We start from the raw sequence: 22,549 nt of genomic DNA, 5'->3' as shown, positions 1-22,549 counted from the left end.
GCGCCCCGATGCAATCGAGCCGTGCCGTTACGGGACCCCGGGCCGACCTGACAGCCGATCATGAACAAGCCTAGCGAACGCATCGTCGTCTTCGTCACGCCCGGGCAGAAGCGGGCGATATCGGCCACGGCCGACGAACTCGGCATCAGCATCAGCGAGCTGATGCGCCGCGCCGTGCTCGCGTTCGGCGCGACGAGTGACCAGGTGAAAGCCGCGAGCATTGTCGACCGCCTGAACGCACCGCGCGAACCCGATGCGCTGGCGCAGGTACTGCGCAAAGCGGCCAAGCCATTGCGCGAGCGGCGCTCGAGTCCGTTGCGGCCCGCCGTAGCCGTGGCTCCCCGCGCGGAAGCCAGTCCTGCGGATGCTCCGATCCAGACACAAGGCAAGGCAACAGTGATCGAAGCGACGGCAGCCCGCCACGCCGCAACGGCACCCGCGCAAACGCAAGCCTCGACGCTTCCTTCGGCCGTAGTCACTGGGCACGACGTCAGCAGCACCGCACATGAAATCACCCAGGCGACCGCACGGGCGAACACCCCAACGCCGCCCCCCGATACCGCGCAGTCCGATGCGGCTCATGCTGCCGACGACGAACGCTTCCGGTCGCCCAGCGTTGCGCCCATCACCCGGGCCAGACGCTCGCGCCGCGATACGGACGCGTACCAGGATGAGTTCGGCGGCGCTCCCGAAGACGGCAAATTTGCGTGAAGGGGCACGCTCGCGTCGCCATCCAGGCAGCCGTTCCTTTAAGTCCCTTTTAAGAGGGCGCGTGGTGTAATATCCGCGATCGATGGCAACCGGGCTGCACATCGTGGCTCGCCGGACCATTCAGCGTACGATCGAATGCGCTCTTGCAATCGACGGGCCGCGTCCCCAATTTCGCGGCGCATGCGCGACTCGTGCAAGGCGGCGTAAGCTGCCGATAGCGGGCACGACGCCGCACGAGGCGATCCGCGCATCGCGGCCGATTTCAATTCACGGAGAAATTCATGTCGCTTTTTGACTCCATCTCGCGCACGCTCAAGGGCCTGCTGAACGACGCCGCCGATTCGGTGCAGGACCCGTCGCGCGACGCCCGCCAGATCGTGCGCGAACTCGACGACAGCATCGGGAAAGCGGAGAACGCACTCGTCGAGATCCAGGCGCAGGTCGCGACCCAGCAAAGCAAGCGCGATGTAGCCGCCGACAAGGCGAAGAAATACGAAGAAGGCGCAAAGCGCGCGTTGCAGTCGGGTGATGAAACGCTCGCGCGTGAGGCGCTCGGTGCGCAGTCCACGGCCGAAGCCGAGCGCGATGCGCTCGCCGCGGAACTCGCGAAGCTCGAACCGTCGGTCGATCAGCTGAAGCAGCAGATCGACGACATGCGCTCGCGCCGCAACGATCTCAACGCACGCTCGAACATCCTGCAAGCGAAGCAGCAGATCGCGCAGGCGAAGGATGTCGCGGCAACGGCGCTCGGCGGTATTGGCGGAAAAAACCTCTCGGCCGATTTCCAGAAACTCGAGGACAAAGTCGATCTGTCGAACGCGCGCTCCGACGCACGCCTGAATAGCGCCGACACGTCGAGCGGCAAGGCGCTCGACGACAAGCTCGCCGCGCTGAACAAGGGCCCGTCCGTGGACGATCGTCTCGAAGCGCTCAAGAAGCAGTTGAACACGCCGGCGCAATAACGCGCCGGCGTGTCTGGAGGCGGCGCGGCACTCGATGCATGCCGCCTCCCCAACCCGATTGTCATGGAGACGGGCGTCAAGCCGCCCGGCTACAACATGAAAAAGTATCTCGCCGCCGCCCTCGCCTCGCTTGCGTTCGTGAGCGTCGCAGCGTTCGCGGTGCCCACCGCGCAGCAGATCGAATCCGCCATGTCGCAAGGCGACTGGCAACGTGCCGATTCCGGCCTCGTAGAGGTCCTGCAGGCGCACCCGAACAACGCGCATGCTCACTACCTCTACGCGCAGGTGCTCTATCGCGAAGGCCAGTACAGCGACGCGCTGGCCCAGGTCGAGCAGGCCAGAACGCTCGATCCGCAACTGAGCTTCACGACGCCGCAACGCTTTGCCCAAGTTGAAGCGATGATCCGCGCCAATGCAGGGCGTGCCGGCGCCGTAACCACGAACCGTGCCGATAACCCGTTTGCGCAGCAGGTCGCGCCGGTCTCGGTGCCGCAGCGCCACGGGCCGGGCATGGGCGCCTGGATTGGCATTGCGATCGTGTTGCTCGGCGTTGCGCTCGTGCTGCGCTGGACGCTGCGCCGTGCGAAATCGAATGAAGACGCCAAAGCCGGGGACGACCGCCGCGATCAGCTCAAGCGCGCGACCGACCTGCTCAACTCGGTGCGCTCGCTCAAGCTCGACGTGAAGCTATCGACCGCGCCGGGCCATGAGGCGCTCGAAAAGGAAGTCGAAGGTCTGGAAGCGCAGTTGCGCACCCTCGTCGAGACGCTTTCCAATAGTGCGAACCCCGTGCCGCCTTACGAGATCGAGGATCTGGAGCGTCAGGTCGCCAGCCTCAAGGCGCGAGCCGAAGGCCGCCCCGATCCGAATGCACAGCCCGCCGCGGCCCCGGCTTACGGCAGTGATTCGGCCTACTCGCGCGAAGCCGATGCCGCATTCGGTCGTCAGCCACAGACGCCCTATCCGCCACAGCAACCGCAGCAGGTCATCGTGCAGCAAGGTGGTGGCGGCATGGGCGGTATGGGCGGACTGCTGACCGGCGTGCTGCTCGGCGAAGCGCTCGGCCGCGGCCGTGACCGCGTGGTCGAACGCGACGTCTGTGTCGACGAAGACGGCCGGCGCGTGCCGCGCGGCAACGAAGGCGGAGGCGTCGACTTCGGCCAGGGCTCCAACGACTGGAACGATGGTTCGGGCGGCGGCGTCGACCTCGGCAGCAACGACAGCTCCGACGACTGGGGCAACTCGTAAGCGCCTGAAGCGTCCACGAGACAGGACGATAACCCGCACAACGGGCTCCTTCGCGGAGCCCGTTTTTCATCGACTCGCGGCAACGATCGCGAAACCGTTCCAAGGGAAACCGCTCATGGCTTTTCGACCCGGCGAAACGCCGCGCATCGCAATCGTAGGCAGCGGCTTCGCAGGCATCGGCATGGCGATCCGCCTGCGACGCATGGGTATCGAATCGTATGCGATCTACGAGGCCGCTGCCGACCTCGGAGGCACCTGGCGCGACAACGCCTATCCGGGCGCCGCCTGCGATATTCCTTCGCACCTCTATTCATTTTCGTTCGAACCCAATCCGCACTGGACACGCGCATTCGCGCCACAACACGAAATCCTGGACTATTTGCGGCATTGCGCACGCAAATACGATGTCGAGCGATTCATCTCGTACCGCTCGCGCGTACTCGCCGCACGTTTCGACGAGACGCAGCGCATCTGGCGTATCGAAATCGAACGTGACGGCACCACGCTCGAGATCATTGCCGATGTGCTCATCGCTGCGAACGGCCCACTCTCGCGCCCTGCACTGCCCGATCTGGTCGGTCTCGATCGCTTCGACGGCGCGCTCTTTCACTCGGCGCGCTGGGACCATGGATACGCGCTCGACGGCAAGCGCGTCGGCGTGATCGGGACGGGTGCAAGCTCAATCCAGTTCGTGCCGCACATCCAGCCGCGCGTCGCACAACTGACCGTGTTCCAGCGCACCCCGCCATGGATCATGCCGCGCGGCGACCATGCAATCAGCGAGCGCATGCGCGCGCTCTATCGGCGCGTGCCGCTGGCGCAACGCATCGCACGTGCGGCGGCATACTGGCAGCACGAATCGCGCGCGCTCGGTTTCGTCGTCGATCTGCGGCTGCTCAAGCGGCCAACGCAATTCGCGCGTGATTACCTCGGGCGCAAGATCAAAGACCCCGCACTGCGCGCAAAGCTCACGCCGGACTATCTGCTCGGGTGCAAGCGCGTGCTGCTCTCGTCCGACTACTATCCGGCGATATCTCAACCGAACGCCGAGCTCGTGAACGATCCGATTCGCGAAGTCGTGGCCGATGGCATCGTCACAGCCGACGGCACGCACCGCGTGCTCGATGCGATCATCTGCGGCACGGGCTTCCAGGTGAACGACGTCGACGCGCCGTTTCGCGTGACCGGTGCAGGCGGCGCAGACCTGGGCGAGACGTGGCGCCGCGACGGGCCCGAGGCTTTTCTCGGCGTGAGCGTGGCGGGCTATCCGAATCTGTTCCTGATCGCTGGCCCCAACACGGGGCTTGGGCACAACTCGATGGTGTTCATGATCGAGTCGCAGGTGCGCTATATCGCCGACTGCATCCGTGTGCTGCAACGCTCTGGCGCACACACGATGAGCGTGCGCCCCGCCGTCCAGCGCGCGTTCAATGAACGTCTGCAGCACACGTTCGCCCACACGGTCTGGCAATCGGGCTGCCATAGCTGGTATCAGACGCGACACGGCAAGAACACCGCGCTATGGCCGGGCTTCACGTTCGCGTTCCGGCACAGGACGCGCCGGGTGCGCGAGAGCGACTACGAGTTCGGACGCTAGCGCTGCGGCCGCCCTGCGTAGACACGCGTCTCGTAGGCGAAATTCACAAGGCCGTCCTTCTGCGTTTCATCGAACAGCGTGCGTAGCGCGTCCAGCATCGGTTCGTGGCGCGGATCGCCGGGCTTCGGCGCATACGACGACGACATCAACCGCCCCTGCAACCCGTCGAAATCGAGCATCTGCGCGTTGGGAAAAACGGTCTTGCGCTCGAAGCCGTCGCCGAACCAGTCGGCCATCGACGTGTCGCCGGGGGCGTCGCCAGGATACGTCGCGGCAACGCTCGCATAGTCGGAGCTGAAGCGCCGCAGCAGCGCCTCGTAGCCTGCGAGAAACGGCGAGCCGTCCACGAGGCGGCTGTTCCAGAACAGTACGATTTGCCCGCGCGGCTTGAGGATGCGCGCGAACTCGCGGTGTGCAAGCGCCTTGTCGAACCAGTGGAACGCCTGTGCCGCTATCACCAGATCGACACTTGCGTCGTCGAGTGTGGTGGCCTCCGCCGTGCCTGCAACGCTGCGATAGTGCTCGTAGCCGCCAAGCATCTGGTCTGCGGCTTCACGCATCGCGGCGTTCGGCTCGACCGCCACGGCAGGATGGCCCGCGTCGAGAAAGAGCCTGGTGGAAATGCCCGTACCCGCGCCAATATCGGCCACGCGCGCGCCCGGTGCGATGCCGCATTCGGCATGCACGAATGTCGTCAGCTCGCGCGGATAGGTCGGCCGGTACTTCACGTAGTCGGCTACCCGGTCGGTGAAACGCCGGGTGGAATCGTGGATCATCGTGTGCCCTTCCAGGATGTCGCACGCGCGCTTACGCGTGCAACGTCAATCGAATCCGGTCGCGTCTCGTGGATTTCCCGCTCTTTCCTCTGCGGATTTTTCCGCACGTTTACCCTCGGGTTTATCCGCGCTTCTGTCCAATCGCGCCGGCACCACGCAACCGCCCTGCCAGCGGCGTCAAGCGCCGCCCAGAAGCCGCAGCAGTCCCCACAAGAAGCGAAGGACCATCACGATCAGCTCCCATAGCTGGACGAGTTGCTGCCAGAGCGCCCCGATGGCGCCCCCGTACAGCATTGCCTCGATCATCGTGCTCCCACAGCGGGCCCGTTTTCGCCCGCGACCACGATCATAGCCCTGCGGCACTTTGCACGCTCAAGTCTTCCGCGCTTCACGCCGTTAATGGGTTCAGAGAGCCTGTCACTCGCATAAGTGACAGGGCTCCCGCCCATCGACCCTTACGGGCAAGGAGACACTGGATGTCACTTTCGCGTTTGCGCCTGCGCGGTCCCCGCCGCTCGGGCAAATCGGCTGCCATCATCGGCGACATCGCCGCGCAGGCTGGCCGCCTTGGCATTGAAATCTGCGACGTGTCCGGTCACGTCGACGAAGTGGCCGTGCGCGTGCAGAATCAGGCCGGCGTTTGTCATGCGCTGCGCGAATCGGCAGCGCACACACTTGCGGGAAATCATCAGATTGCGGCCGCGGCGCGCGCCATGCGCGAGGTCAGCAGCGAGACGGCGGCCACGGTGCAGAGTTCACAGCAGACCATCGACGACTCGCTCGCGGATATCCACGGGCTCGTCGAAGGCGTGACCGTTATCGCAAGCCAGATCGGCGCGCTGCGCAGCGCACTCGCCCATGTCTCGAAGGTATCCGAGGAAATTTCGCTGATCGCGCGGCAAACGCAGTTGCTGGCGCTGAACGCCGCCATCGAGGCCGCGCGCGCCGGCGAATCGGGAAAAAGCTTCGCGGTCGTGGCGTCCGAGGTGAAGAACCTCTCGGCGAAAACCGCCCTCGCCACGGGCCAGATCGAACAAACGCTCGCGCAGCTGACACAGCAAACCGAGCAGCTTATCGTCGAAGGCAACGCGAACACCGATCGGGCGCATCGTGTGCGCGAAGGCACGCGCTCGATTGGCTCGGCCATGCAGAGCACCGGCGACGCCATTACGCAGCTCGACGAGCACGCCGGCCAGATCGCGCAGTTGACCGGTGAAATCGAAGCGAAATGCGACGGGCTCGAAACGCAGGTGGCGGAAATGGCGAACGGCGTCGAGGATTCGAGCCGCAATTTCGCACAGGCGAAGGATCAGCTCGGGCGGCTCCTCGACGTCTCCGAAACGCTGATCGAGCTGAGCGCAGCCACCGGCGTCGAAACCGAGGACACGCGCTTCGTTGACGCCGTGCAGCGCGCGGCGGCGCAAGTCAGCAAGCTGTTCGAGACGGCGCTCGCGCGCGGCGACATCAGCGACGCGGACCTCTTCGACAGCGTCTATGTGCCGGAGCCCCACACGAATCCGCAGCAGCACATCACGCGCTTCACGGCGTTCACCGATCGCGTGCTGCCCCCGATCCTTGAGCCGCTCCTCACCTTCGATCCGCGCGTGGCGTTCTGCGTCGCGATCGATCCGCGCGGTTATATCCCGACGCACAATCGCAAGTTCTCGCAGCCGCAGCGCGACGATCCCGTATGGAATGCCGCGAACTGCCGGAATCACCGCATCTTCAACGACCGTGCCGGCCGCGCCGCGGGCTCGCACACGAAGCCGTTCCTGTTGCAGACCTATCGGCGCGACATGGGGGGTGGCAACTTCGTGATGATGAAGGATGCTTCGGCGCCGATCATGGTGAACGGGCGGCACTGGGGCGGCTTCCGCATGGGCTACCGGCTTGCCCCGTAACGACGCTTCACACCATGAAAAACGGCGCGCGGTCAGAACTGCCCGCGCGCCGTTTTGCGTATTGAGGTCGTCGTTTCGTTCAGACAGCCATTTCCATTCGCTTGCGCTCGGCGCGCTGCATGAAGTAGTTGCCGAGCACAACGCCGATCGTTACGACGAGGATGAAGAGCGTCGCGAGCGCGTTCATCTCCGGGTTCAGCCCCAGACGCACGCGCGAGAACACGACAAGCGGCAATGTCGTCGAGCCCGGCCCCGAAAGGAACGCGGAAAGCACGAGGTCGTCGATGGAGAGCGTGAACGACAGCAGCCAGCCGGCTGCGAGCGCCTGCGAGATGAGCGGCAGCGTGATCGTGAAGAAAACCTTGAACGGCGTTGCGCCCAGGTCGAGCGCGGCTTCTTCGAGCGACGGGTTCAGTTCGCGCACGCGCGACTGCACGATGATCGCGACGTACGAGATACAGAGCATCACGTGGCCGATCCAGATCGTGAACACACCGCGCCCGGCGGGCCATCCGAACAGCTTGCCCATCTCCACGAAAAGCAGCAGCAGCGAGATGCCCTGAATGACCTCAGGAATCACGAGCGGCGCGTTGATCATGCCCGTGTAGAGCGTGAAGCCGCGAAAGCGACCCATACGCGCGAGCACGAACCCGGCCCACGTCCCGATCACAACCGACGCGAACGCCGTCAGCAAACCAATACGCAGCGACAGCCACGCGGCAGTGATGAGTTCGTCGTCGGTCAGGAGCGCCTGGTACCAGCGCGTCGAAAAGCCCGTCCACACCGTCACGAGCTTCGACTCGTTGAACGAATAGACGATCAGACTGACGATGGGGATATAAAGAAACGCGAAGCCGAGACCGAGCGCGATGAACTGCAGAACACGATTGGGTTTCATCGTCCGCGGCCCTCCAGTTCCTTCGCCTGATAGTGCTGGAACAGCGCCATCGGCACGAGCAGCAGCAGCACCATCGCGCACGTCACCGCGGAGGCCATCGGCCAGTCGGCGTTGTCGAAGAACTCGTTCCACATGACGCGGCCGATCATCAGCGTGTTCGCACCGCCGAGCAGCTCAGGAATCACGTACTCGCCCACCGCCGGAATGAACACCAGCAGGCAACCCGCTATGACACCGTTCTTCGAAAGCGGCAGCGTGATCTCGACGAACGCCCGCCACGGTTTCGCGCCGAGATCGTAGGCGGCTTCGAGCAACGTCAGATCCATCTTCACGAGGTGCGCATAGAGCGGCATCACGAGAAACGGCAGGTACGAATACACCATGCCGATGTAGACAGCCGTATTCGTGTGATACAGCTCGAGCGGCGTGTGGATCATCCCGATCGACATCAGGAAATTGTTCAGTAGTCCGTTGTTCTTCAGGATGCCGATCCACGCGTACACGCGAATCAGGAACGACGTCCAGAACGGGAGCATCACCGCCATCATGAGGACGTTGCGCGTACCCGGCGTCGAGCGCGCGATGTAGTACGCCATCGGATAGCCGATCAGCAGGCACAGGAGCGTGGAAATCCCGGCCACGACCACCGAATTCACGTACGTCGCGAAGTAAAGGCTGTCCTGGAACAGGAACGCGTAGTGCGACAGATCGAGTGCGATATGCAGGACGCCGTCGACGTACGACACGAGTCGCGTGTACGGCGGAATGCCGAGTTGCTGATCCGCGAAGCTGATCTTGACGACCAGGATGAAGGGCACGAGGAAAAACAGCAACAGCCAGAAGAACGGCCCTGCCACGACAGCCGTGCTGCCGGTCAGGTTAAAGCGCTTGACCGGCCAGTTCGCTATTTTCTTCAGCGTCGCGCTCATGACGTCAGCACCACACCGGCAGACGCGCTCCAGCGAACGTAGACTTCGTCGCCATAGGCGGGCGATTCGATCTCGGAGATCGCAAGGCTCGACACGTTCGCGACCACGGTCTTACCGGAATCGAGCTTGACGTGATAGAGCGAGTAGCCGCCCATGTACGCGACGTTCATGACGACGCCATGGCCCCAGTTGTAGGTCCCCTCGGGCGGCTTGCGCGTGAGCGCGATGCGCTCGGGGCGGACCGAGATCGTCACGGGCATGCCGAGCGGGCCCGTGATGCCGTGGTTCACATACAGGCGCACCGACAATTCCGGCGATTCGACGTAGACGTGATCGGGCTCATCCTCGACCACGTTGCCGTCAAACAGATTCGTCGAGCCGATGAATTCCGCGGAAAAGCGGCTGTTCGGGTACTCGTAGACCTGGTTCGGGCTGCCGAGCTGAACGATCTCGCCTTCGCTCATCACGGCGAGACGCCCGGCCATCGTCATCGCCTCTTCCTGGTCGTGCGTGACCATGATGCACGTGACGCCGACCGTCTCGAGGATGTTGACGAGTTCGATCTGCGTGCGCTGCCGGATCTGCTTGTCGAGCGCGGACATCGGCTCGTCGAGCAGCAGCAGCTTCGGGCGCTTCACGAGCGAGCGCGCAAGCGCGACGCGCTGCTGCTGGCCGCCTGAAAGCTGGTGCGGCTTGCGCTTCGCGAACCGCGACATCTGCACGAGTTCGAGCGCCGCCGCGACGCGGTCCTGCAGTTCGCCCTTCTTCACGCCTTCCTGCCGCAGCCCGAACCCGACGTTCGACTCAACCGTCATGTGCGGAAAAAGCGCGTAAGACTGGAACATCATGTTAACCGGCCGGCGATACGGCGGCAGCGTGGCGAGGTCCTCACCATCGATCAGGATCTTGCCCGACGTGATCGACTCGAGGCCTGCGAGCATGCGCAGCAGCGTGGACTTCCCGCAGCCCGAACTGCCGAGCAGCGCGAACAGCTCGCCCTTCCTGACCGAGAGATTGACGTTATTCACGGCAGTCGTCTCGCCGAACTTCTTCACGACGTCGACGACCTGCACGAAATTGTCCGCAGCGGTCCCTGCGGTGGATGCGCCCGAAGGCAGCACGCCGGCCGCGGCCGGTGCGCTCGACTGGTCACTCATGATTCTCTCTGCCCTGCCTTGTGCTGAATTGCGCTGGACGGGTATTGACGAACAAAGCCCCCGGCGGTCTGCCGGGGGCTCGGGGTAACGCGTCGGTGCCTCTTCTTAGCGGCCCGACTTGAACTCGGTCCACAGGCGGGTCTGCAGACGCTGGATCTCAGGCGGCAGCGGCTTGAGCAGGAACAGCGTCTTCAGGACCTCAGGCGGCGGATAGACAGCCGGGTCGTCCGCAATGTCCTTTTTCACGTACTTGCGTGCTTCCGCATTCGCGCTCGGATAGAAGACGGCGTTCGTAATCGCGGCGTGAACCTGCGGCGTTTCGATGTAGTTGATCCACTCGTGCGCGGCCTCGACGTGCTGGGCGTCCTTCGGAATCACCATCACATCGAACCAGATCGGCGCGCCGCCCTTCGGGATGTAGTACTCGATCTTGTACGGCTTCTTCGCCTCGATCGCACGGTGCTTGGCGATCACGACGTCGCCCGACCAACCGAACGCAAAGCAGATGTCCCCACCGACCAGATCGTTGATGTAGCCCGACGAGTTGAACTGCGTGATGTACGGACGGATCTTCTTCATCATCTCGAGCGCGGCCTTATAGTCGGCCGGGTTCGTCGACATCGGATCCTTGCCCATGTAATGCAGCGCGGCTGCGAACATCTGGTCAGGCGCGTCGAGGACCGACACGCCGCACGTCTTCAGCTTCGAGATGTACTCGGGCTTGAACAGGATGTCCCAGTTGTCGAGCGGCACGTCCTTGCCGAGGATCGACTGGACCTTCGTCACGTTGAACGCGAGCCCGGTCGTGCCGTACGCCCAGGGCACCGCGAACTTGTTACCCGGATCCGCCCCGGCGACGAGCGCCATCAGCTGCGGATCGAGGTACTTCAGATTGGGGATCTTCGACTTGTCGAGCGGCGCGAAAATGCCGGCGGCAATCTGCTTGCCCGCGTAGTTGCTGGTCGGCACGACGATGTCGTAGCCCGAATTGCCTGCGAGCAGCTTGGCTTGCAGCGTGTCGTCGCTGTCGTAGTTGTCGTACTTGACCTTGACGCCCGTCTGCCTGGTGAAGTTCGGAATCGTGTCCGGAGCGATGTAATCGGACCAGTTGTACACGTTCAGTTGCGTGTCCTTCGCCACTGACGACACCCACGGCGCCGCACAGAGCACCAGCGCGGCCAGTCGAGCCACCACCTGTTTTTTCATTCCGTTCTCCAATCCCGGCCAGTCCGTAGCGGCCGTCTGCCTCGCATCATGCCGCGCCTGGCGCGGCCCCCCTCTGATTTACGCAACCTACCATCAATATTGCTGGACGACAAAAAACCGCTGGTCCGTCGCGCAGACAGGACAGACCTGGGCCTGCGCCCGTTCCGTAGGTAAATCGCGCGCAATTTTAGCCGGTTCTGCGCGCGTGTCCACCAAAAAAACGCACGTGCTGTTTTCGTGCGACGCCCGGCCTGGCGTGGGCCGGCCGTGCATCGGCGAGTGTTACCGGGTATTTCACGGCACGTCGTCCGGACGCCTGGCGGTGGGGCGATCTGCAGCGGCTATCCGCACGCCCCCACGCTTGAACGGGATGTCGGCGACCGCCAACCCGTAATATCTGAACGCGCGTGCGAACGCAGCGCACCCAGCGGGCCGTCAAACGCCCCGCCCGATCCAGGGTCCCATAAATCGGCCGGTCCCGCGCTGGCATCGGCTAACATAGCGGGGATTTTATCCGTGGACGGCCGTGCCGCAGCGCCCGACCCTCCACCCGAGACTCCTTTCCGATGGCATCCAATCTCCACGACCTCCCCGACAGCCCGTGCATAGGCGTCTGTTCGACGCTTTTCGACGACATCTGCAAAGGCTGCGGCCGCACCGCGCTGGAAGTCTCCAACTGGGTCTTCATGACCGACGAGGAAAAGCGCGCAGTTTGGGTCCGTATCGAGCGGGAAGGCACGGCAATGCGCTTTCAGAAACGCAGCGCCTGATCCGCCGACACGCCCAAAAGAAAAAAGCGCCGGGGAAACCGGCGCTTTTTTAAAGCGTGAGTGCCTCAGAACCGCATACCGACACCGACACCAACAACCAGCGGATCGATGTAAAGCGTGCCGAGCGACGTACCGCCGAGCGAAGCGCCCGTGCGCATCCAGATTTTCTTGATGTCCGCGTTGATGAACACGTTCTTGGTGACATCAACGTCGATACCCATCTGCAGTGCCGGACCGAAGCTGTGGTTATCGATCGAAACCGGCTGACCGAGCGCATGCAGGCCGTTGTTGTAGAAAATCGTGTAGTTGATACCAGCGCCGACGTACGGGCGCACCTTGCCCGCGTGATTGAAGTGGTACTGCAGCAGCAGCGTAGGCGGCAGCACGCCGACACCGCCGAGCGGGCCGATGTTCGATGTGACCTGATTGCGCGACGTACCGAGGATCAACTCCGCGCCGATGCTGTTCGTGAACATGTACGTGAAGTCCAGTTCCGGAACGATGGCGTTGTTGGCTTGCGCGTTGATTGCGTTGAGCGTGCTGCCCGAACTCGTGCTGGACTGCGGCATGATGGCGATCGCCCGCAGACGCACGAGGATGTCACCGGCATGGATGCCGGTGCCCGATGTGTCCGTGGTGGACGCATCGGCTGCACTGGCGGGAGCTGCTGCGAAAGCGGCGCCAAGAACGATTGCGGCGGCAGCCGCGACAGACTTCAGTTGCTGTTTCATTTAAGGTTTGCCCCGTTGGTATTGTCTTGTCTGTAAGACATTGTCAATTGTCAGGGGCAGACCTCTTTGCAACCTTGCGAACCGTCAAGTCAGAGCAAAGGCCGCCCTGCATGCGACTGCGGGTCGCGCTACACCGGTCAGAAGCAGCTCCAGAAGGTCGCGCACGCTGCGGATCGCGTTGCCAAAAGGCAACGATTCGCGGCCGCGGAAGAAGAGCCCGTTCTGCACGTCACCGCGCAGCGCAGCGGCAAGCCGCGTATCAATGCAGAAGTGACCGAATTTTTCGATGCCGTCGCGCAAACCGCACACCGAAAGGCATTCCAGTCCAGTGGGACAAGCAAGCTTGAGCGAGCCGATCTTTGCGCGCACGCGCGCTTCGTTGCGCAGATAGCGTTCGAGCCAGGGCGTCTTGACTGCGCGCGCGGGCAAGCCCGTCACGCTCACGAACTCGACGATGTCTTCGGGCTTCGCGTCCGCGAGCACGCGCTTGAAGTCGGGATGCGCATCGCCCTCTTCCGTTACGGCGAAAGGCGTGCCGACCTGCACGCCGTCCGCGCCCGCTTCGAGCCACTTGCGCACGGCCTCGTGGCTGTTGACACCGCCACCGACGATCAACGGCACGTCCTTGCGCGTGATGCCCAACTGGACGTAAACGTCTTCGAGTTCCTTGAGGATACGATCGAACGCGAAGCGTTCATTGCCCATGTCTTCGATGTCGGTGACACCCAGGTGGCCACCCGCGTGGGCCGGGTGCTCGATCACGATGGCGTCCGGCAGACGGCCTTTCTTCATCCACTTCTTGAGAATGAGCGCAACGCCGCGCGAGTCCGACAAAATGGGGATTAGCGCGATATCGACGCCCTGCGTGAGGTCCGGCAGGTCGAGCGGCAGGCCCGCACCCATCACGATCGCGTCGGCGCCGTTTTCGCAGGCGGCGCGCACATAGTCTGCATGGGCGCTGACCGCCTTCATCACGTTGACGGCGATCATGCCGTTGCCGCCGCTGAGCTTGCGGGCCGCTGCGATCTCGCGCGCGAGCGCCGTCAAATTCGCGCCGGCGAGTGTTTCATGGGACGGGTCCGCACGGCAGAGGTCGATCAGATCGGCGTGGTGGTGACGCAGGTCGATACTCGCGATGGTGCCGACGGCGCCTTCACGGGCAACGCTGCCCGCGAGGCGGTGCGCCGAAATGCCGACGCCCATGCCGCCCTGTACGACGGGCAGGAGACGGCGGCCTCGAATCTGGAGAGGCGCAAACGAATGAGTAGGAAACATGGTGACCCGCGCTATCTGTATCAAAATGACAATGGTCGCGCGTCACCAACATATGATCTTGTTTTAAATCAAACAAATGCGCGGACATCGACGAAGACGTCCGCGCGTATGACTTAGACCAACACGTCGCACAAAAATATTTGCATAGCTGCGAAAGCCCCTTGCGGTCAGATTTTAGGGGCTTTCAACTGCATCGACTTGTACACCAGATACTCTTCCAGACCGTATTTTCCGTTCTCGCGGCCGTGACCCGACTGCTTGTAGCCGCCAAACGGCGCGACCATGTTCCACGTGCCGCCGTTAATGTCGATCTGACCCGTTCGAATTCGACGCGCCACGCGCATCGCACGTTCGTCGCTGGCCGCCCAGACCGCGCCGCCTAGCCCGTAGAGCGAGTCGTTTGCGATCGCCACGGCATCGTCCTCGTCCTTCGCCGTGAGAATCGTGAGCACCGGGCCAAAGATTTCCTCCTGTGCAATCGCGGCGTCGCGCGGCACGCGGCCGAACACGGTCGGCTTCACGAAGAATCCCTTCGTCACGCCCGCAGGCAGGCCCGGGCCGCCCGTGACGAGTTCGGCACCATCGGCGATACCGCGCTCGATGTACTCCAGCACCCGCGCCTGCTGCACCGCCGACGCGAGCGGCCCGAGCTTGACCTTCTCCTCACGCGGATCGCCCACCGTGAAGCCTTCCGCGGCTTCTTTGGCGAGTGCACGCGCCTCTTCGTAGCGCGACTCCGGCACGATCATGCGCGTGTGTGCCACGCAGGTCTGGCCTGAATTCAGGAAGCACGCGCTCACGGTGCCCTTCACGGCTGCCGGAAAATCGGCGTCGTCGAGGATCACGGACGCCGACTTGCCGCCCAGTTCGAGCGCCACGCGCTTGACCGTTGCGGATGCAACCTCCGAAACGCGCTTGCCCGCGCGCGTCGACCCGGTGAACGAAACCATGTCGACTTCCGGATGACGCGCGATCAGTTCACCGACCACCGGCCCGAAGCCCGTCACGAGATTGAACACGCCCGCAGGCAGGCCCGCTTCATGGATGGCCTCGGCGAGCACGAACGCGTTGAGCGGCGCGACCTCGGACGGCTTGAGGACCACCGTGCAGCCCGCCGCGAGCGCCGCGGCGACCTTCAGCGTGATCTGATTGAGCGGATAGTTCCAGGGCGTGATCGCCGCGACGACACCCACCGGCTCGCGCACCACCAGCGAGTTGCCAAGGCGCTCCTCGTACTGGAATTCGCTCGCGAGCTTCGCGTACAGGCTCCAGTTGTAAACGGGGCTGCCCACCTGGATCGCGCGCGCGAGCTTGAGCGGCATGCCGACTTCGCCTGCGATTATTTCAGCGAGTTCGTCGGTGCGTGCCTTGAGGTTCTGGGCGATCTTCTGCAGGTAGGCGCCCCGTTCGGCGGCGGGTGTCGAAGCCCAGGCGTCGAAGGCCGCGCGCGCGGCTGCGACAGCCGCTTCAGCGTCGGCCTCGATGCCCTCTGGTATGCGCCCCATCACGGCCTCGGTGCCCGAGTCGATGACGTCGATCGTGCCCTTGCCGGCAGGCGCGACCCACTGGCCGCCGATGTAGAGTTGCTCGTAGTGTTTCATGCGGGTACTCCTGTCTCCGTGTTGCTCGGTATGGCTCGCGGTTCATTCGCGGTGATCGCGCATTCTAGCGTGGTTGACGCAAACGGAAGGCTACGCCAACCAGTCTGACCCGCAAAACAAAACGGGCGACGCTTTCGCGTCGCCCGTCAGGCATCGACCCTATCCTTCAGCCGAGGCTCACTGCAGCCCCTGGCTCGCCAGGAAGTCCTCGTAATTGCCGCTGTAGTCGTTGATCTTGCCGTCGGTCTTCACTTCGATGATCCGGTTGGCGAGACCATTCACGAACTCGCGGTCGTGCGACACGAAGATCAGCGTGCCGTCGAACTTCTCCAGCGCAATCTGCAGCGACTCGATCGATTCCATGTCCATGTGGTTGGTCGGCTCGTCCATGAGCAGCACGTTGTGGCGGCCGAGCATCAGCTTGCCCCAGATCATGCGGCCCTTCTCGCCGCCCGACAGCACCTTCACCGACTTCCGGATATCGTCCGCATTGAACAGCAGACGGCCGAGCGTACCGCGCACCGACTGCTCGTCGTCGCCTTCCTGACGGTACTGGTCGATCCACTCCATCAGCGTGACGTCGTTCGGGAACTCTTCGTACGTGTCCTGCGGCATGTAACCGATGTTCGCGTGCTCGGCCCACTTCACTGAGCCGCCGTCGAGCGTCAGCTTGCCGAGCAGCGAGCGCAGCAGCGTGGTCTTGCCCGCACCGTTCTCGCCGATGATTGCAATGCGCTCGCCCGGCTGCACGCTGATACTGAATTTGCTGAAAATCCGGCGATCGTACTGCTTCGTGATCTCATCCGCGACCACGGCGACGTTATGCAGCTTCTTCTCGAACTCGAAGCGGATGAACGGGTTCTGGCGCGACGAGGGCTTGAATTCCTCGATCTTGATCTTGTCGATCATCTTCAGACGGCTCGTGGCCTGGCGCGCCTTCGACTTGTTCGCCGAGAAGCGGCGCACGAAGTCCTGCAGGTCGGCCACACGCTCCTTGGCCTTCGCGTTCGCGGCGGCCTGGCGCTCGCGCGCCTGGGTGGACGCGAGCATGTAGTCGTCGTAGTTGCCCGGATAAACCTTCAGCGTGCCGTAGTCCATGTCCGCCATGTGCGTGCAGACCTGGTTCAGGAAGTGTCGATCGTGTGAAATGATGATCATCGTCGAGTTGTACTCGTTCAGAACATCTTCCAGCCAGCGGATCGAGTTGATGTCGAGGTTGTTCGTCGGCTCGTCGAGCAGCAGCACGTCCGGCTTCGAGAACAGGGCCTGCGCGAGCAGCACGCGCAGCTTCCAGCCCGGCGCCACGGCGCTCATCGGACCATTGTGGAATTCCGTGCCGATGCCGATGCCAAGCAGCAGCTCGCCCGCACGCGCTTCGGCCGTGTAGCCGTCGTATTCGGCGAACTTCGCTTCCAGTTCGGCGGCGTGCATGTAGTCGTCGTCAGTGGCGTCCGGGTTCGCGTAGATCGCGTCACGCTCGGTCATCGCGGCCCACATTTCCGTGTGGCCCATCATGACGACGTCCAGCACGCGCACGTCTTCATACGCGAACTGGTCCTGGCGCAGCTTGCCCAGACGCACGTTCGGCTCCAGCACGACGTTGCCCGAGCTCTGCTCGAGGTCGCCACCGAGGATCTTCATGAAGGTGGACTTGCCGCAACCGTTCGCGCCGATCAGGCCATAGCGGTTGCCTTCGCCGAATTTGACCGAGATGTTCTCGAACAAGGGCTTCGGCCCGAATTGCATGGTGATGTTGGCGGTAGAGAGCACAGCGCGTCCCTGAAAGTAGATCGAAGAAAAACCTGCAATTTTATCAGGTTATGTCACTTCGCGGGGGAGTGCTATGTGGTCCGGAAGCCTGTGCGGGGACCGGACGCCCCCCTGCCGCAGCACGCTCGGCCCGGACGAGCGACCCGAACAACCCGAACAATCGCGGGTTCATAAAGGGGCAAGATCGCAGCCCCGCTGCACATCGCCACGAGGATGCAAAGCCGTCACTGCGGCATGCTACGTGGCGTCTGCAACACGTCAATGAACCCCGAAAGATCCGCCTGTGCCAGCCCCATCGCCGCGCCGAGGCGCAGCAACTGCTGGACCGTGCCCGAGACCGGCATCGGCGTGCCGGTTTGCTGTGCGGCGGCGGCGACCGTGTCGACGTCCTTCTGAAACGTCTTCAGCGCGCCGATCGGATCGAGGCCATCCTGCGTCATCCGGGGCACGAACGTGCGCAGGAGCGTCGAGTCGGCCCAGCCCCCTGCGAGCGCCTCCGGCAGCTTCGGGGCGTCGATGCCGCTGCGCCGCGCGAGGCTTACGGCCTCTGCAATTGCGGCCACCGTCGCCGTGACGATCGCCTGGTTGCACAGCTTGGTCGTCTGGCCCGCACCCACCGCACCCATATGCGTGACGCGCGAGGCATACGCGGCGAGAATCGGCGCAACCGATGCGACGTGAGCGTCGACGCCCCCCGCCATGATCGCGAGCGTGCCCGCCTGCGCACCGCCCACGCCGCCCGAGACCGGCGCATCGATCCAGCCGACGCCCAGTGCCGCAGCCCGTGCGGCAAGCGCACGCGTGACGTCGGGCGGGATGCTCGAATGATCGACGATCAGTCGCATGCGCGGACGAGCGGCCCGATCGGTATGCTCGTCGAGCAGCCCATTCGCGCCGAACACGACCGCTTCCACCGCTACCGCGTCGGCGACGCACAGCAGCACCACGTCGGCGTTCAGCGCCAGTTCGCGCGGCGTCGCAGCGACGCGCGCCCCATCGGCGACGAGCGCTTCGGCTTTTTCGGGGGTGCGGTTCCACACGCGCACGGCGTGGCCGACGCGAAGCAGATGACGGATCATCGGCCCGCCCATGAGCCCGGGTCCGCAAAATCCCAGTTCCTGCGTGTCCATCGTTTGGCGTCTCCTGTCGATGGGACTTAGCGCTTTAGCGCTTAGTCCCATCCCATACAAAGCTGCGTCGTTCATTCGCCGCCCCGTGAGCGGCGCGGAGCGACATGATACCGGGCCGCGATTGCCTATACTCGATTGATGCACCGTGGACCATGAGGAGACGCCATCATGAACGATCACGTCTACAAGCAGATCGAACTCACCGGCTCGTCGACCGAATCAAGCGACGACGCCATCCGTTGCGCAATATCCCGGGCGGCGAAGACACTGCGACATCTGCACTGGTTCGAGGTGACCGAAACGCGCGGCCTCGTCGAAGACGACAAGATCACGCGCTGGCAGGTGACGATCAAGGTCGGGCTGCGCATCGACGATTGAAGCGGCTCCCGCACGTCCCGAACGGCAGCGGATCGTCCTCAAAAACAAAACGGCCACGCGAGCCCGAAGGCTACGCGCGGCCGCGCACTTGGTACTGCGGGTACTGAGGGTGCTGAGCGCCGCCCGACGCCGCCGCGAGAAGCGGCGCGCGCCTCGGCGCCTGGCGTGCTTACTTCGGCAGAGCGCCGTCGACGCCCTCGACGTACCAGTTAAGACGCTGCAGTTCCGGGTCGGTCAGCGACTTGCCTTCCGGCACCTTCACAGCGCCCGTCTGGTCCTTGATCGGACCCGTGAAAACGTCCCACTTGCCGCTCGCGATCGACTCGCGCTTCGCGGCGACGGCCTTCACGGCGTCGGCGGGCAGCGCGGACGCGTTCACGTCGCCGAGATCGACCGCCTTCTGCGGGATGCCCCACCACACCGGATCATTCTTCCACTTGCCATCGAGGACCTGCTGGATCACGGCGGTGTAGTACACGCCCCAGTTCGCCTCAACAGAGCCGAGATGCGCGTGCGGGCCGAACTTCTGCATGTTCGAATCCCAGCCGAACGCGTGGACCTTCTTCGCTTCGGCCGTCGCGAGCGTCGCGCTCGAGTCGGTGTTCTGGATCAGCACGTCGGCGCCCTGACCGATCAGCGTTTCCGCGGCCTGCTTTTCCTTGCCCGGATCGAACCAGCTGTTGATCCAGATGACCTTCGTGTGAACCTTCGGATTCACCGAACGCGCGCCGAGCGTGTAGGCGTTGATGTTGCGGACCACCTCGGGAATCGGCACCGATGCCACGAAGCCGAGCGTGTTCGTCTTCGTCGCGTAGCCCGCCGCGACGCCCGCGAGGTACGCGCCCTGGTACATGCGCACGTCATAGGTGCCGAAGTTCGGCGCCTTCTTGTAGCCCGTCGCGTGCAGGAACACGGTGTCCGGGAAATCCTTTGCCACCTTCAGCGCGAAATCCTGGTAGCCGAAGCTCGTCGCGAAGATGATCTTGTTGCCCTTGTTCGCGAGATCGCGGAATACACGTTCCGAGTCGGCCGATTCAGGGACGTTCTCGACGCGCGTGATCTTGATCCGGTTGCCAAATTTCGCTTCGGCGGCCCGCGACCCTTGATCGTGGGCGAAAGTCCAGCCGGCATCGCCCGGATTGGCGAGGTAGACGAACGCGACGCCTGCCGGATCGGCAGCCTGTGCCGACGGTGCGAGCGCCACCGCGCCGAACGTTGCGGCGACGGTGAAGGCGGTCAGGATGGTTTTTTTCAACATGGATCTCCTGTCGTGGATGGGAATACTGCAGTCTTTCTACGGCGTTTCATCTGACTTCTGAATCTGGCTCTAGGCGGCCCCCAGAAACGGCTTGCCTAGCGAGGCCGGCGCGTTCAGTCGAATCGTGGTCGGGTTGCGCGAAATCACGGCCAGCACGACGATCGTGGCGACATACGGCAGCATCGCGAGGAACTGCGGCGGAACAGCCACGCCCACGGCCTGCGCGTAAAACTGCAGACCCGTGACGGCGCCAAACAGTAGCGCGCCGATCAACAGACGTCCCGGCCGCCAGGTGGCGAAAACGACGAGCGCAAGCGCAATCCAGCCGCGGCCCGCGGTGACCTGCTCCTGCCACAGGTGCAACTGGACAACCGAATAGTAGCCACCGGCGAGTCCCGCCATCGCGCCGCCGAAGAGCGTCGCGCCGTAGCGCACACCGATCACGGGAAAGCCCACCGAATGCGCGACCTGCGGCGATTCACCGACCGAGCGCAGCACGAGCCCGGCGCGCGTGCGGTAGAGGAACCAGCCGACCACGGCGAACATCAGGAACGCGAGATAGTCGATCGGTGTATTGCTAAAGAGCGCCGGCCCGAGCACGGGCAGATGCGAGAGCCCCGGAATCGGCCAGGCCGCGATGGTTGCCGCGGTGGCCGCCGACGTGAACGGCTTGCCGACATACGCCGAAAGGCCGACGCCGAAGATCGTGAGCGACAGCCCCGTGGCCACCTGGTTGGCGAGCATCGTGAGCGTGAGGAAGCCGAAGAGCAGCGCCATCGCCATGCCCGCCGCGATGGCCGCGACGAGGCCGAGCCACGGATTGCCGGTGACGATCGTGGCGGCGTAGCCGGTGACAGCGCCCATCAACATCATCCCTTCGACGCCGAGGTTGAGCACCCCGGACTTTTCGGTGACGAGTTCACCGACGCCCGCAAACATAAGCGGGATAGCGGCCGTGACGGCGCTCGATGCGAGCGAACTGGCTTGCTGGATATCCATGTGGTTTAGCTTGAAGTCAGTGGCCAGCCGCGACCGGTTGACGGCGGCGCACGCGGTAATTCACGAAAAGATCGGCGCCGAGCAGGCAGAACAGGAGGAGGCCCTGAAACACACCGGAAAGCGCCTGCGGCAATTGCAGCGAGGTCTGCACGTTTTCGCCGCCGAGGTAAAGCAGCGCCATCAGGAGACTCGCGAGCACGATGCCGAACGGATGCAGCCGCCCGACGAACGCGACGATGATCGCCGTAAAGCCATAGCCCGGCGACCACGTCGCCTGCAACTGTCCGATCGGGCCCGCGATCTCGCCCATCCCCGCGAGGCCGGCAAGGCCGCCTGAGAGCAGGAGCGACGTCCAGATCGTCCGTTTCTCCGAGAAACCCGCGTAGCGCGCGGCGAGCGGCGCCAGCCCGCCCACGCTCAGGCGGTAGCCCGCGAAGCTGCGGCGCATGAAGAGCCACACGAGCGGAATCGCCGCGAGCGTGAGGAAGATCGACGCGTTCAGGCGCGTGCCGCGCAGCCAGTGGATACGCCAGTCGCCACCGAAGGTCGGATAGAGTGCGTCGCCGCTGAACATCTCGGAGAGCGGGAAGTTCATGCCTTGCGGATCACGCATCGGGCCGCTCACGAGCCACGTCAGTAACTGTGTCGCGACATAGGTGAGCATCAGACTGGTGAGAATCTCGTTGGTGTTGAAGCGGCTCTTGAGCCACGCTGGAATGGCCGCCCAGGCCATGCCGCCGAGGACGCCCGCGATCATCATGAGGAACAGGATCCACCAGCCGCTCGACTGGTCGAAGTAGATCGCAACCGCGCTCGCCGCGATGCCGCCGAGAACCATCTGCCCTTCTGCGCCGATGTTCCAGATGTTCGCGCGGTAGCCCGCCGCGAGTCCGAGCGCGATCAAGCACAGTGGTGACGCCTTGAGCAAGAGTTCCGACCAGCCGTTGACTGTCGAAAGCGGCTCGATGAAGAACGCGTGCATCGCCTGCACGGGGTCGCGTCCGACGACGCCAAAGATCAGGAAGCCGATCGCCAGCGTGAGAAGCGCGGCGATCAGTGGCACGGCAATGCGCACCGTGCGGGACGGCGCCGTGCGGGCTTCGAGTCGAAACGGAAAAATCATGGTGGTCTGGTCTGTGGTCGGTCCGGTTGTCGGATTTCGGTATTCGGGGTTGTGGCCGCGGGGTTTCAAGCCGGGCTACGGACTGGCTCTGCGTGACTGCCTGGGCCTGGCGGCGAGTCGTGCAGGCGC

General features: G+C 63.9%; 20 protein-coding genes. 7 read left to right on the top strand and 13 right to left on the bottom strand.

Annotated elements, in window-relative coordinates:
- The first annotated feature begins 60 nt into the window (after positions 1-60).
- The 4 genes from L0U80_RS07055 (at position 61) to L0U80_RS07040 (ending at position 4,518) form a co-directional block, all read left to right on the top strand.
- On the top strand, positions 61-711 hold the full coding sequence (locus tag L0U80_RS07055; protein ID WP_233863249.1) for a hypothetical protein: 651 nt from the start codon (positions 61-63) through the stop codon (positions 709-711).
- Positions 712-992: 281 nt separating this feature from the next.
- Positions 993-1,673 (top strand): PspA/IM30 family protein, encoded by a 681-nt coding sequence (locus L0U80_RS07050; protein ID WP_233863248.1) that lies wholly within the window; start codon positions 993-995, stop codon positions 1,671-1,673.
- Positions 1,674-1,769: 96 nt separating this feature from the next.
- Complete coding sequence (locus L0U80_RS07045; protein WP_233865738.1) at positions 1,770-2,921, top strand: tetratricopeptide repeat protein; 1,152 nt, start codon at positions 1,770-1,772, stop codon at positions 2,919-2,921.
- A gap of 115 nt (positions 2,922-3,036) precedes the next feature.
- Positions 3,037-4,518, top strand: a complete 1,482-nt coding sequence (locus L0U80_RS07040; RefSeq protein WP_233863247.1) for a flavin-containing monooxygenase — start codon at positions 3,037-3,039, stop codon at positions 4,516-4,518.
- Here the strand turns inward: L0U80_RS07040 and L0U80_RS07035 are convergent.
- Positions 4,515-5,294 (bottom strand): class I SAM-dependent methyltransferase, encoded by a 780-nt coding sequence (locus tag L0U80_RS07035; protein WP_233863246.1) that lies wholly within the window; start codon positions 5,292-5,294, stop codon positions 4,515-4,517. The genes L0U80_RS07040 and L0U80_RS07035 overlap by 4 nt on opposite strands.
- Positions 5,295-5,770: 476 nt before the next feature.
- Here L0U80_RS07035 and L0U80_RS07030 point away from each other — a divergent pair, with 476 nt between their 5' ends.
- Positions 5,771-7,195 (top strand): methyl-accepting chemotaxis protein, encoded by a 1,425-nt coding sequence (locus L0U80_RS07030; protein ID WP_233863245.1) that lies wholly within the window; start codon positions 5,771-5,773, stop codon positions 7,193-7,195.
- A gap of 79 nt (positions 7,196-7,274) precedes the next feature.
- Here L0U80_RS07030 and L0U80_RS07025 read toward each other — a convergent pair whose 3' ends face one another.
- The 4 genes from L0U80_RS07025 to L0U80_RS07010 all read right to left on the bottom strand — a co-directional run bounded on the left by L0U80_RS07025 (position 7,275) and on the right by L0U80_RS07010 (position 11,385).
- Complete coding sequence (locus L0U80_RS07025; RefSeq protein WP_233863244.1) at positions 7,275-8,093, bottom strand: ABC transporter permease subunit; 819 nt, start codon at positions 8,091-8,093, stop codon at positions 7,275-7,277.
- Positions 8,090-9,022 carry an ABC transporter permease subunit gene (locus L0U80_RS07020; protein ID WP_233863243.1) on the bottom strand — a complete coding sequence of 311 codons (933 nt, stop codon included), beginning with the start codon at positions 9,020-9,022 and terminating at the stop codon, positions 8,090-8,092. The genes L0U80_RS07025 and L0U80_RS07020 overlap by 4 nt, the downstream gene beginning before the upstream one ends.
- Entirely contained in the window at positions 9,019-10,179 is a 1,161-nt protein-coding gene (locus L0U80_RS07015) for an ABC transporter ATP-binding protein (RefSeq protein ID WP_267954671.1), read from the bottom strand. The genes L0U80_RS07020 and L0U80_RS07015 overlap by 4 nt, the downstream gene beginning before the upstream one ends.
- A 105-nt stretch (positions 10,180-10,284) precedes the next feature.
- Positions 10,285-11,385, bottom strand: coding sequence for a polyamine ABC transporter substrate-binding protein (locus tag L0U80_RS07010; RefSeq protein ID WP_233863242.1), 1,101 nt, complete (start codon positions 11,383-11,385; stop codon positions 10,285-10,287).
- A 566-nt stretch (positions 11,386-11,951) separates the two neighbouring features.
- On the opposite strand from L0U80_RS07010, the gene L0U80_RS07005 reads away from it, so the two are divergent.
- Positions 11,952-12,155, top strand: a complete 204-nt coding sequence (locus L0U80_RS07005; RefSeq protein WP_233863241.1) for a DUF1289 domain-containing protein — start codon at positions 11,952-11,954, stop codon at positions 12,153-12,155.
- A 65-nt stretch (positions 12,156-12,220) separates the two neighbouring features.
- On the opposite strand, the gene L0U80_RS07000 is transcribed toward L0U80_RS07005, so the two are convergent.
- The 5 genes from L0U80_RS07000 to L0U80_RS06980 form a co-directional block, all read right to left on the bottom strand.
- On the bottom strand, positions 12,221-12,886 hold the full coding sequence (locus L0U80_RS07000) for an OmpW/AlkL family protein (RefSeq protein WP_233863240.1): 666 nt from the start codon (positions 12,884-12,886) through the stop codon (positions 12,221-12,223).
- 84 nt (positions 12,887-12,970) lie between these two features.
- Positions 12,971-14,161, bottom strand: coding sequence for an NAD(P)H-dependent flavin oxidoreductase (locus L0U80_RS06995; RefSeq protein ID WP_233863239.1), 1,191 nt, complete (start codon positions 14,159-14,161; stop codon positions 12,971-12,973).
- Between the two features lie 167 nt (positions 14,162-14,328).
- Positions 14,329-15,762, bottom strand: coding sequence for an aldehyde dehydrogenase family protein (locus tag L0U80_RS06990; RefSeq protein ID WP_233863238.1), 1,434 nt, complete (start codon positions 15,760-15,762; stop codon positions 14,329-14,331).
- 177 nt (positions 15,763-15,939) lie between these two features.
- The gene (locus tag L0U80_RS06985; RefSeq protein WP_233863237.1) at positions 15,940-17,532 is read right to left on the bottom strand and encodes an ABC-F family ATPase; all 1,593 of its coding nucleotides are present in this window, start codon (positions 17,530-17,532) and stop codon (positions 15,940-15,942) included.
- Between the two features lie 224 nt (positions 17,533-17,756).
- Positions 17,757-18,662, bottom strand: a complete 906-nt coding sequence (locus L0U80_RS06980) for an NAD(P)-dependent oxidoreductase (RefSeq protein WP_233863236.1) — start codon at positions 18,660-18,662, stop codon at positions 17,757-17,759.
- Positions 18,663-18,830: 168 nt separating this feature from the next.
- Between L0U80_RS06980 and L0U80_RS06975 the strand changes: the two genes are divergently transcribed.
- Positions 18,831-19,040, top strand: coding sequence for a dodecin (locus tag L0U80_RS06975; protein ID WP_233863235.1), 210 nt, complete (start codon positions 18,831-18,833; stop codon positions 19,038-19,040).
- A 169-nt stretch (positions 19,041-19,209) separates the two neighbouring features.
- Here L0U80_RS06975 and L0U80_RS06970 read toward each other — a convergent pair whose 3' ends face one another.
- From L0U80_RS06970 to L0U80_RS06960, 3 genes are all read right to left on the bottom strand, one after another.
- Positions 19,210-20,298 carry a BMP family ABC transporter substrate-binding protein gene (locus tag L0U80_RS06970; protein WP_233863234.1) on the bottom strand — a complete coding sequence of 363 codons (1,089 nt, stop codon included), beginning with the start codon at positions 20,296-20,298 and terminating at the stop codon, positions 19,210-19,212.
- A 69-nt stretch (positions 20,299-20,367) separates the two neighbouring features.
- Positions 20,368-21,297 (bottom strand): ABC transporter permease, encoded by a 930-nt coding sequence (locus L0U80_RS06965; protein WP_233863233.1) that lies wholly within the window; start codon positions 21,295-21,297, stop codon positions 20,368-20,370.
- Positions 21,298-21,313: 16 nt separating this feature from the next.
- Positions 21,314-22,420: an ABC transporter permease gene (locus L0U80_RS06960; RefSeq protein WP_233863232.1), complete on the bottom strand. Its 1,107-nt coding sequence runs from the start codon at positions 22,418-22,420 to the stop codon at positions 21,314-21,316.
- Between the last annotated feature and the right edge of the window lie 129 nt (positions 22,421-22,549).

This window comes from Paraburkholderia adhaesiva, from assembly GCF_021390575.1.
Classification (GTDB): Bacteria; Pseudomonadota; Gammaproteobacteria; order Burkholderiales; family Burkholderiaceae; genus Paraburkholderia; species Paraburkholderia adhaesiva.
Note: the sequence above shows the minus strand (reverse complement) of the source record. Positions and strands in the feature narration are given on the sequence as shown.